Origin of the sequence: Acinetobacter sp. YH12070, from assembly GCF_013419625.1 — a bacterium.
Classification (GTDB): Bacteria; Pseudomonadota; Gammaproteobacteria; order Pseudomonadales; family Moraxellaceae; genus Acinetobacter; species Acinetobacter amyesii.
Map to the genome: position 1 here is coordinate 1 of NZ_VOZT01000076.1, position 12,068 is coordinate 12,068.

The 12,068-nt window shown below is 35.6% G+C and carries 7 protein-coding genes and 2 pseudogenes; 6 read left to right on the forward strand and 3 right to left on the reverse strand.

The features are described from left to right. Positions 1–57: 57 nt before the first annotated feature. The 6 genes and pseudogenes from FTU17_RS15640 (at position 58) to FTU17_RS15665 (ending at position 9,545) form a co-directional block, all read left to right on the forward strand. Entirely contained in the window at positions 58–1,698 is a 1,641-nt protein-coding gene (locus tag FTU17_RS15640; RefSeq protein WP_257227414.1) for a P-loop NTPase fold protein, read from the forward strand. Between the two features lie 14 nt (positions 1,699–1,712). Beyond that, on the forward strand, positions 1,713–2,474 hold the full coding sequence (locus FTU17_RS15645; RefSeq protein ID WP_129716982.1) for a hypothetical protein: 762 nt from the start codon (positions 1,713–1,715) through the stop codon (positions 2,472–2,474). Beyond that, positions 2,467–3,789, forward strand: coding sequence for a Qat anti-phage system QueC-like protein QatC (qatC, locus tag FTU17_RS15650; protein WP_129716980.1), 1,323 nt, complete (start codon positions 2,467–2,469; stop codon positions 3,787–3,789). Before FTU17_RS15645 ends, qatC begins: the two co-directional genes overlap by 8 nt. Continuing rightward, positions 3,786–4,529, forward strand: coding sequence for a Qat anti-phage system TatD family nuclease QatD (qatD, locus tag FTU17_RS15655; RefSeq protein WP_004739688.1), 744 nt, complete (start codon positions 3,786–3,788; stop codon positions 4,527–4,529). Before qatC ends, qatD begins: the two co-directional genes overlap by 4 nt. A 273-nt stretch (positions 4,530–4,802) precedes the next feature. Further along, positions 4,803–6,362 (forward strand): annotated as a pseudogene (locus FTU17_RS17620) (site-specific DNA-methyltransferase); the annotation flags it as partial. Positions 6,363–6,374: 12 nt separating this feature from the next. Next, on the forward strand, positions 6,375–9,545 hold the full coding sequence (locus FTU17_RS15665; protein ID WP_180135977.1) for a type III restriction-modification system endonuclease: 3,171 nt from the start codon (positions 6,375–6,377) through the stop codon (positions 9,543–9,545). A gap of 488 nt (positions 9,546–10,033) precedes the next feature. On the opposite strand, the gene FTU17_RS15670 is transcribed toward FTU17_RS15665, so the two are convergent. The 3 genes and pseudogenes from FTU17_RS15670 to FTU17_RS15680 all read right to left on the reverse strand — a co-directional run. Beyond that, positions 10,034–10,834 (reverse strand): DUF2310 family Zn-ribbon-containing protein, encoded by an 801-nt coding sequence (locus FTU17_RS15670; RefSeq protein WP_114237944.1) that lies wholly within the window; start codon positions 10,832–10,834, stop codon positions 10,034–10,036. Positions 10,835–10,970: 136 nt separating this feature from the next. After that, a complete protein-coding gene (locus tag FTU17_RS15675) occupies positions 10,971–11,309 on the reverse strand; it encodes a hypothetical protein (protein WP_114237945.1) in 339 nt (112 codons plus the stop codon). A 427-nt stretch (positions 11,310–11,736) separates the two neighbouring features. Continuing rightward, positions 11,737–11,964 (reverse strand): annotated as a pseudogene (locus tag FTU17_RS15680) (transposase domain-containing protein); the annotation flags it as partial. Between the last annotated feature and the right edge of the window lie 104 nt (positions 11,965–12,068).

Sequence of the window (12,068 nt, forward strand, 5' to 3'; positions counted from 1 at the left end):
AAAATCATTTGAATGATTTCTTCTTGGTCTACGTGCCATAAAATACTCCATATATTGATGTTTATAACATCATTTGAGGAGCAGAATATCACTTATAGGAGTTGTTCAAATTTACGGATCCATCTCTGTTTTGATGATGCTAGGGCTTCACTATTAGAGGTCATCAATACTGAAATTTCTAAATTAGTTAAACAAGATGAAAAATTATATGAAAAAGCCTTAAGTATTGGAAAAAGAATTAATAAATTGCGAGCTTTAGGTTGGGCTGCTGAGGGCACAGCTCTTGCTTTTGGCGTTCCTACATTTGGTCTACTCTCAAAAGCCATTGATTCTATTGGCAATGGAATCAATGGCAGTGCTGGGGATGAAGATGCACAACACGTCACTGAAGCTATTAATAAAGGAAAAGAAAGCTTAAAAGATATTCTTAATGAGGAAAAAAGTTCAGCACCAAAAGAGATTACAGCTTTAAAAAATGAATTTGAAGATTTATTGGCATCTTTAAACAAAAAAGTTATTGTTTTTGTTGACAATTTAGATCGATGTCTTCCAAAGCAGACAATTGAGACTCTTGAATCTTTAAGACTATTTCTATTCATGAAGAATACAGCTTTTGTTATAGCTGCTGACGAAGAAATGGTGAGATTTGCTGTCAAAGATCATTTTAATGGGATAGATGAAAGACATATAACCGACTATCTAGATAAACTTATTCAGTTTCCTGTAAAAGTACCTCGTATTAGTACAAGAGAAGTGCGAGCTTATTTATTCTTATTGTATGCATCTATCCATGAAAACTATGCAACAGAAACAGCTAAACTAGAAAATCTTCGAAATGGATTGGAATCAAATCTGAGGCTTTCTTGGAAAGATGATCCAATTAAGGTTAAAGATGCCCTTGCCTTATTAGATGAACAGGCAGTTGATACACTTAATCTCTCTAACAACTTTTATGTCTCTGATCGTATAGCACATCTTCTAGCTGAGAATAAATACATTGAGGGTAATCCACGAATTGTAAAAAGAATGCTTAATGTCATTAGTATGCGTCAAATGATTGCTAGCGCTAGAAAAATGCCTAACGATATTGGGTTAATCACCAAAATGGCTTTATTCGAAAGATGTTGTAATTCAAAAAGTGTCTCTCTTTTATACAATACAATTAACAGTTCATCAGATGGTAAACCTAAAATATTAGAAGAATTAGAAGAATTAACAAATGATATAGATACATTTAAAAGTAAGTTACCGAAGGAATGGGAAGAACATCATGATTTCTTATTTAGTTGGTTTAGCCTAGAACCAAAGCTAAAAGGTGTAAACCTTAGACCTTTAGTATATTTGAGCAAAGAGACTGTACCTTTAAGAACTATAACAAAAGGCTTATCTAGTGATGGTGAAGCTGCATTAAAAACTTTATTGAAAGTTACGAATTCTTCTTCCAAAGCAGCAATTCAAGCTATTGGGAATATTCCTGTAGGTGAAGAGTCATTAGTTATGAATCTAATATTAGATGAATTAAATAAACATACTCATTGGGGGGCAAAACCAAATGGCTTCATAGGCGCATTTTTATTAGCTAGAGAACTAGAAGATACTAGACCTCAGTTTATACATTTCATGAACACGGTCATGGTGGAAAAAACTCCATGGTTTAGCCTATTGATAAGTAAAGAAAAATGGTTTCCAAAAAATTAAGGGGGATATAAATTATGGGAACATCTACCTCAAGTAAAGGGCCAGGTAGTAAATCACCATTAGTGCCTTCATGGGCTGATAATGATGGTCAAGGTCCAGGTAACAATCAATTAGAACAACGTTTCAGAGGATTTCGAGCTGCCTTAGGACAAGCCGCTTCAGCTAGCGGGGGAAATACAAATAGTCTAAAAAAAGCTCTTGGTCATTATGCAAAGAGTGCTACTGGTGGTAAATCTAATGGAGCTAGACGATTTAGCTCTATGGTGGGAGCCGGCGGTAGTTTATTTGATACCTTAAAGTCTTTGCAATCAGGTTCAGATACTAAGTTTCTAAATCTTTCTGATTTACAAGGGCAACCTGTAGATGTCGTAATTGATCAAATCATTGATTCTATTATCGATATTAACGGAGACTCAGAGCGTATTAGAGCTGCAATGAATGAAGCTCTAGCAGAGGCTTTAGATGGATTCTCGACTTTCGATTTTTCAAAAATTACCGATGATATTATTGTAGATATGATGATTAATTATCTCACCCAATGTATTTTTGAACAAATTATTCTAGATTCGAAAACAGCATTAGATAAAGCTGATACACCAGAAAAAGTAGAAATGATTGAATCAAGCCTATTGGAATTAATTAAAACATCAGTTGATTTGAATTTTGGAATACATTTAGAAAACATCAATACACTTAACAAACAAGATATTGAAACAATACAAAAAAATGCGATCCAAGATATTTGGAGTGAATGGGAGGATAACTTAAATGATTGAGCTCTATTTTGATACAGATAACACTCAGTTACCTCCTTTATCAGATAGTTTGATTCCTGTTCATCTATATGGTTCCCCAGCACAAAATGGTCAATATGCAAGTATTGGTCGCCCTTTATTGAATGAAATAAAAAGGATCAAAGAGGATTTAGATGAAACTGCATTAGATTTTTTGACTATAGCTATGGCCATTACTGCAGCTGATACATTTGTTGAGAGAAACAAACAAGCTGAAGATGGATGGTGTCGAGAATTTAAGCTTTCAATTCCACTTATCAATCCAAATCTATGGCTTCCACAAATTGAATTATTGAAAGAAATTATGCACTTTTTGAGTGGAGACTTGTGGCATTTTCAATTTAGGACAGGAAGTTTTGTTTGGCCAGATAAGATCAAACGTGGTCGTAAAATACCTCTAGCTGGGCATGACTCTGCATGTCTTTTTTCAGGTGGATTAGATAGTGCTATTGGCATTATTGATTTAACCTCGAAAAATATTAACCCTGTGTTAATCAGTCATGCTTATGCTAGAGATAAATCTAAACAAGATAATCTATATAATTTATTGGGTTTGAAAAATTCGAAATTTCAAGTTATTGCATATCCAAGAAAGGCTGGTGATATTCCAACTGACGTACAAATGAGGACAAGAAGTTTTAATTTTATAGCTTTCGGCGCATTAATCAGTACCGCAATCAGCCAACATCATCAAGCAGGTAAAGTAACGACCTTATATGTGCCAGAAAATGGTTTGATCTCTATTAATCCACCTCTTACTCCTCGCCGAATTGGTTCTTTGAGCACTAGAACAACTCATCCTCATTATATGAACCTCTTAAACGAATTGTTTAAGCGAGTTCATTTACCAGTGTTTTTAGAAAATCCTTACCAGTTTATGACTAAAGGTGAGATGATGCAAAACTGTTCAAATAAGATAGTTTTGAAGCAGATTGCCAAAGATACGGTGTCTTGTGGTAAGTGGAAAAGAACAGGAATTCAGTGCGGCAAGTGTGTTCCATGTATAATAAGAAGAGCCTCGTTCAATTCAGCAGCTATACCTGATCAAACAGTAGATTACGTTTATAAACACTTGGATTTAGTAATAAAAGATCCAGATAATCGTGATGATCTTATGTCAATGATTCTAGCTATTAGAAAATTGAAAAAGGCAAGAAACCCTAATATTTGGATCTCTAAGTCAGGAGCATTGCCTACTGATTTACATATCAGAAATCAAATTTTAGATACAGTGGTTCGAGGATTTAAAGAAGTCGAAGACTATTTAAAGTCACAATCTTTAGGTGTTAATATTTGATTTACCCTTACATTGATTTCCATTGCCATTTAGATTTATATGATGATCCACATGCAGTAGCGAAAGCATGTGGAGATTCTAAAAGTTATATATTATCTGTAACAACAACACCTAAAGCGTGGTTTGGGACAGATAAATTAACTCGTCATGGTTCAAGAATCAAAACAGCATTGGGTTTACATCCTCAAATAGCTCATGAACGTTATGACGAACTTGGGCTATTTGATTCATTAGTTGATCAAACTAGATACATTGGTGAAATCGGACTAGATGGTTCACCCAACTTCCGAAAACATGCGGAAATACAAAAAAAGGTTTTTTCACATATATTAAAAAAAACTAATAGCGGATCAGCTAAAATTTTAACAATACACAGTCTTAGAGCAATAAAACCTGTTATAGAACTCTTAAATGAAAATTTTGATAACGGTATACCAGTGCTCCATTGGTTTACAGGCAATCTTTCTGAGTTAAGAGAGGCTTTGAAAGCTGGATGTTGGTTTTCAATAAATGAGCGAATGTTAAAAACAGAAAAAGGACGACAGTTAGTTCAGCATATACCAAAAAATCTGATCCTTACGGAAACCGATGGTCCATTCATTGTGAAAACAGGTACTCCTTTATTGCCAGGTCAGGTTCAACCAGTTATTAATGAACTTGCGGACTTATGGAGGAGTAATTCAAATGAAGCTGCTGCTCAAATTTATGAAAACTTTAAGTATCTTCTAACTAATAATTAAGGTGGTATCTATTCATAGGCTCTATTTATTATTTTAATCTCTGTTGGCTCATAAGGAACAGGTGGTTCAGTTGGAATAAGAAATAATTTTATTATTTCACCCACATTAATTTTTTTAATTTATCTTCGACGGCTTAAAGTGTAAATTTATGAACGATTTTTTGCGGTATTTATAGTTAAATTTACGAAAAATAAATTAATTGTAAATTTATAATTTTTATTTTCATTTTAAACAATGTCTTAGGTGTTTAAATATTTTTTTAAGTAAATATAACCATACAACACGGGTAATGATTTTATTTATGAAGATGATTTTGCTGAAAGTACTGAAGCATTTTTTGAAAAATCAAATCAAGTGGATGAAGAAGGTAATCGTTTAATAGCGAATACGGAAAGTAATGGGCGTTTCCATTCAGATTGGTTAAGTATGATGTATAGCCGATTAAAATTAGCTAGAAATTTATTAAGTGATGAAGGAGTCTTATTCATTAGTATCGATAATAATGAGCAACATAATTTGATTAAAATCTGTAATGAAATTTATGGTGAAAAAAATTATATCGGCACAATAGCAGTACAATTGAATCCACGAGGAAGAAATTTAGATAAATTTATTGCAACAACTCATGAGTCCTTGATAATAATTGCGAAAAACTCAGATAATTTAAATACATTGAATGGTCTCCCTAAAGAAGGGCGTATGGTCGATGAATATAATCTTAATGACCCACAAAAAGGAAAATATAGATTGTTAGGTTTGAGGAATCGAAATCAAGCTTTTAATCCTATAACACGTCCTAACTTATATTTTCCATTGTTTGTTGATCCGCTCACTAAAAAAGTATCCTCCATTCAAAATGAAATTTTTACTGATATTGTCTATCCAGATACTCCAGAAGGAGTTAAAACATGTTGGACCTGGGGTAAAGATAAAATAATAAAAGAAAATGATCTTCTATGTGCTGAAAAAACAGGTAATGAGTGGCGTATTTATAGAAAAGACTATCTCATAAAATCTGACGGTGAAATGGCAACAACTTTACCAAAATCTATTTGGACTGATGCTGAACTAAATAATGATTATGGTAAGCGTGCTATTAAAGAGTTATTTGATAAAAATATTATGGATTTCCCTAAGTCACCTGAATTTATCAAAAAAATCATCTCAATTGGGTTGAATAAGAACGATATTATTTTGGATTTTTTTGCGGGATCATCTACTACAGCTCATGCAGTTATACAGCTTAATGCTGAAGATGCAGGCAATCGTAAATTTATTATGGTGCAATTACCAGAAAATACAGATGAAAAATCAGAAGCATATAAAGCAGGTTATAAAACTATAGCTGATATATCTAAAGAGCGTATCCGTCGTGCAGGTAAAAAAATCCTAGAAGATAATACCACCAAACAAGGTATTGAAAATTTAGATATTGGTTTCCGATCTCTAAAAATAGACTCCACAAATATGAAGGATGTGTATTACACACCTGACGCTTTAAAACAAGCTGATATGCTGGATTTAGCTTCAAATATTAAAGAAGACCGTACATCTGAAGATCTGTTATTCCACGTCATGTTGGATTGGGGGCTTGAGCTTTCATTGCCGATTGAACGTAAAACTGTTGCAGGAAAAGAAGTATTTTATGTGGCAGGCAATAGTCTTGTAGCGTGTTTTGATGAATTGAACTTTGATGTGGTGGATGAAGTTGCTAAAGATCATCCTTTACGCTTCGTATCAGCAGAAAAAGCCATTCATCTGGACCATGATAAAACCAATATCAAAGAACGCTTTAAACAGCTCTCTCCTGATACCGAAGTCAAGTTTCTTTAAGAGGGTTAGATAATGGAAATCCGTTTTAAAACCCTTGGGTATCAGAAAGACTCAGTACAAGCGATTGTGGATTGCTTTAAAGGACAACCACGTTCTGAAGGTCATCGTTATATGATTGACCAAGGTGCAGCCAAAGCAAAAAAAGTAACTGCACAGGTTGATATGCTTGAAGAAACCTTGGATTTACAAGGTGGTAAGGCTAAAAAAGTGATTGCCGATGTTGGTTTTGAGAATGCCCATGTTTTTGATCTACAAGCTGTACTGAAAAACATTCAGGACGTACAAGCAGCAAGTGGATTACAAAGATCATCTCAACTCATCACGGATGATAATGGCAAAGGCAAAAACCTGACCAAAAGCCAATTAAACCTTGATATTGAAATGGAAACAGGTACAGGTAAGACCTATTGTTATATCCGTACTATGTTTGAACTGCATAAGCAGTATGGCTGGTCGAAGTTTATTATTGTCGTACCAAGCATTGCCATTCGTGAGGGCGTTTACAAAAGCCTAAATATGATGGCTGATCACTTTCAAGAGCAATATGGCAAAAAGGCCCGTTTCTTTATCTACGACTCCAAAGCATTACACCATTTGGAAAGCTTTAGCTCGAATGGTGGGATCAACGTCATGGTGATTAACGTTCAAGCGTTTAATGCGACAGGTAAAGATAACCGTCGTATTTATGATGAACTAGATGAATTCCAATCGCGTCGTCCCATTGATGTGATTAGTCGTAACCGTCCAATTTTGATCTTAGATGAACCGCAAAAGATGGGCGCGGATAAAACCCTAGAGTCTTTATCTAACTTCAACCCATTGTTTATTCTGCGCTATTCCGCGACACATAAGCGAAACTATAACCTTGTGTATAGATTGGATGCTTTGGATGCCTATAACCAAAAACTTGTGAAAAAAATCACTGTAAAAGGTGTGGAAGTACAAGGCTTAACAGGTACACATGGGTATTTATACTTACAAGACATCATTGTATCTAAATCTGCACCTGTCGCTCGTTTGGAAATTGAGATTGAAACCAAGAATGGTTTCAAGCGTGAGGTAAGGAAGGTTAGTAAAGGCGATAACCTTTACGATATTTCCAATAAAGCAGAACAATACAATGACCGTTATGTCGTCTCAGACATTGATGCACGAGATAACTCGTTGACTTTCTTAAATGGCACCAAAATTCATGTTGGTGAAGCATTGGGGCATGTTGATGAAAAGATCATGCGTACCATTCAGATCCGTGAAACGATTCGTGCACACATTCAAAAAGAGCGTCAGTTATACAATCAGGGTATTAAAGTCCTGAGTCTTTTCTTCATTGATGAAGTGGCAAAATATCGTCAATATGATGAGGATAATAATCCTGTAGATGGTGAATACGTTCAAATCTTCAAAGAACAGTATCAACAGGTACTCAATGAAGTTCTGGATCTAAACTTAGAAAATGACCCATATTTTGACTATCTGAAAGCAATTAAGGTAGACCTTACCCACAATGGTTACTTCTCAATTGATAAGAGATCAAAACGTCTTGCCAATCCAGCAATTGACAAGAAAGCTGAAGAAGCTCAAATCTCTAATGATACAGATGCTTATGACCTGATTTTAAAAGACAAAGAACGCTTACTGTCTTTTGAAGAGCCAACACGTTTTATTTTCTCTCACTCGGCATTACGAGAAGGTTGGGATAACCCGAACGTGTTTGTGATCTGTACTTTAAAGCATTCAGATAATGTAATTTCTCGTCGCCAAGAAGTTGGCCGTGGTATGCGCCTTGCAGTGAATAAATTTGGCGAACGTATGGATGCCAACCATTTCCAAGGGGCATTAGGAGAAATTCATAAACTGAATAATCTCACAGTTGTGACCAATGAAAGTTACAAAGAGTTTGTGTCGAATCTACAATCAGAAATTCTGAATACGATTCAGAATCGCCCGACACAAGCTACCCCTGATTACTTTAAAGGGAAAATCTTTAAGTTATCCGATGGGTCTAGTGTTGAAGTCACTGAATTGATGGCAAAGCAGATTAATAAGCATCTGTCTAAGCACGATTATATTGATGACAATGATCAGTTAACGCCAAAGTATCACGAAGCGAAAGAGCAAGGCACGCTGGCTGAATTGCCTGAAAACTTGGTTGGATATACTGAGCAAATTCACAAGCTGATTGATGGGCTGTTTGATCCTAAAGCTCTGGAAGGCATTGCAGACGATGGCAATAAGAAGCTGACCAATAACATCAATCAAACCAATTTAGAACGTAAAGAATTCCAGGCTTTATGGTCTCGTATTAACCGTAAAGCAGTTTATCAAATTCATTTAGATTCTGAAAAACTCATTGAGCAGAGCATTAGTGCTGTTGAGCGTACTGCTGTCGAGCGTAACAATAAGTTTGTAGAAACGCTAAGTTATAAACTTGCTGAAGCGACTCAGAATGATGAATCAACTTATGAGCAAGTCAAAGCCAAAGAAATGTTTGGGAAGGTGACTTCACAAACTGAAGTGGCGAATATTTCTATTCAGTCTCAAGTGACCTATGACCTGATTGGGAATATTGCTGATGATACAAATCTCACTCGTAAAACGGTTGCCCGTATCTTACAGGGAATTAACGCTGCGGTATTTGCACAGTTTAAGTTGAATCCAGAAGCTTTCATTCGTGAAATGAGTCGTATCATAAACGAACAGCAAGCAAAAATGGTCATTCAAGGACTGAAATATAATCCTTTAGATAGTACTTATCCTGACAATGAAATCTTTGTGAGTAATGAGAATATTCCATTACAAGCGTATAAAGCAGAGCGTCATATTTGGGATTATGTCGTCACTGATTCTGATAATGAGCGTAAATTTGTTGAGGAGCTGGATGGTGCAGATGAGGTGGTCGTCTACGCTAAACTTCCCGATAGCTTTCAGATACCAACGCCTTTCGGTAGCTATAACCCTGACTGGGCGATTGCTTTCAATAAGGATAAAGTACGCCAAATCTATTTCGTTGCAGAAACTAAAGGCTCAATGCTGGACAGTGACCTACGGGAAAAAGAGAAACGTAAAATTGAAAGTGCTAAAAAGTTCTTCGCTACTTTAAATCAAGAAAATCAACCATTAGGTGATGCAGTGCAATATTCTGTGATTGATAGTTTTGGTAGTTTGATGAAATTAGTGAAATAAATAGGAAAGGCCTGAAATAAAAAATTCAGGCCTTTCCTATGGAATTGAAGACCCTAGGGGAAGGATAGAATTAATTTAGTTGTATGAGTATATTCGTGAATAAAATAAAATTTTGATTTTTAATGTTTTATTAAGTTTTAAGATGTGTAGTATCTAGCTGATTTATATATGAGTTGGTTTTTCGATATTGGCACTTATTCATATTCAGTAAATTGTATCGATAAAAGAGATGTCTGTCTAAATATTGGATAGTCTATATTATCGGTTAATTTCTCATTCTACTGTAAGCGTCTGATCTGACGTTCTGAAATATGAAGTAGCTGAGCAGCTTGGGATTGAGTTATGCGTTGATCACAGATTTCCTGCAAGACCGACACTCTCCGAAAATATCGAGACGATTCACGGTTGGTTACAGATAGTTTGGGTGTTATTTTTATCTCTATGCTTGATAGGCTTTATGAGCTTACCACAAATAATTTTTCATTCGGTCAGTCCTCGCTTTCATCCGACCAATTTTGACTCAACTCACTCACCAAACGACTCTCATCGCATTTAAAATCAATATAGTGATAGGTATTGGCAGGCAATAGCCAATCCTGCCCTGTCAGTGGACATTTTTGTTCCATATCTTCTGCCTGTGTCCAATCACGGTAATTCATTAGAAAATAATAGGTGGGTACACCTGTGCTTTGTTCAATGATACGGCACAATTCTCGACCTATTTTGCTATGCTCAGAATTGGGATTTTGCATTTGCTCTAAGGCAAAGGCTTCACTTACTGGTTGAGAACCAAGCCACAAACGATATAACGCTTCAGCCTGACGATACCATGACCACACATTATCATAACAAGGGTGATCAGGTTGGGTATATGGGATTTTATATAGAGGAATGCCTTGTAAGGTTACTCCATCTAGTAAAGGCGAACTCCAGCCCCAACGCAACATGTAAAATTCAGATTGCGTTGGTACGGCATAACGGGGAAGAGGATAGTCATGGTCTTCTCCGATATACAAGGTTTGAATGGGTTTACCTGCTAACTGTTCGATTTTATTGTGCATTTCTTGGGCATAGCTGTTCATATTTTTACGGTCAAGGGCATCCATTTCAGGACACACCACAGTCACGCGAGTAATATCATTTTGGCTAACAGCTAAATGATGGTTACGGGGTAATATTTGTCCGTTGCCTTCTAAATTTCCTAAATAACAAAATACATCATGGTCGTGGCTATCATCATCTTCAGCGATACCTGTATATTGGGGTATGATAATATCAAAGGCGTGCATTTTTATATCTCATGCTTAATTTATATTAAATATATTTGGGGATGTTGCTGTTGAAATTGGTTAAAGTGCTGTCTTGTAGTGTCAATTTAACCTATACCGTCAATGCCGTACACTCTAAATATTAATAATACTTAAACTACTTGATATTATAACTATAATTTTTCTTATCATATTTACCGAAATAAGGAACAGCTACATCCTTATGCACTGTATTATTACTATCAGTATATGTAATTACTATAGAGTCTTCGGTGTCAGAATATTTTATAGGATACTTAAATGATTGATTAGGAGATAAATTACCTATATTTTCTGATTTATTAGTGGTTTTATAAGTTAAATTAACCTTAGTTATATCTTCGGAGGTTTTGTTATTTATAATTAGCATCCCTTCTGATTCACTTTGACTGGAACAAGCCACAGTAATTAATGCACTTAAGCTAATTACATACAGTTTTCTTATTGAGATCTTCACGAGCCAAACCTTTAGTTATTTTATTTAATACAAAATAATTCTATGCAAGAAATGCCACTCTCAACTTCTTAAGCCTATTGGAATGGCTGTATTACAAGAATTGTAAGTTTAATATTGAAAGTCTAACCTTCGTAAAATAAATGATTTAGCGAAAAAAAGTTGAGAGTTAAGCATAAAATGGAATCTTATTTTTCACCAAAGGAATTAGAAGATGTTAAAGAACCATTAGTTATAACTTTCATTTTGAGACTACCCTAAATTCTGTGTAACTATCTAGTTTTCTAAAATACTTCTTAAATTTTGTCAAAATGGCTTTATTAGCTCGAAAAACTAACTTTCTATACACCATGAAGTACACCGCGACTACCTAAATAACTCAATATACCAATATCATTAGTAAGCGTCCGCTGAATCCCATACCTATTTTTTAATTCGATTTAGGTTTCCAGCAGTGCGGCAGCAATTCTTCAATTTGGGTCACTTTATGTGTCGGTAACCTTTTCAGCACATCACTTAAATAGGCATACGGATCCAGCCCATTCAGCTTTGCTGACTGGATTAACGTCATGATGTTTGCCGCTCGCTGACCACTGCGCAGCGAACCTGCAAACAGCCAGTTCTTGCGCCCCAACGCCCAGGGACGCATCTGATTGTCGGGTAGTCAGACGCAGTTACCTACGTCCAACCCCCTAAGAACCGTGCATGCGAGTTTCCCAGCACACGGCTCAAGCCTCTGCTAAGGCGCCATTCGGCACCCGG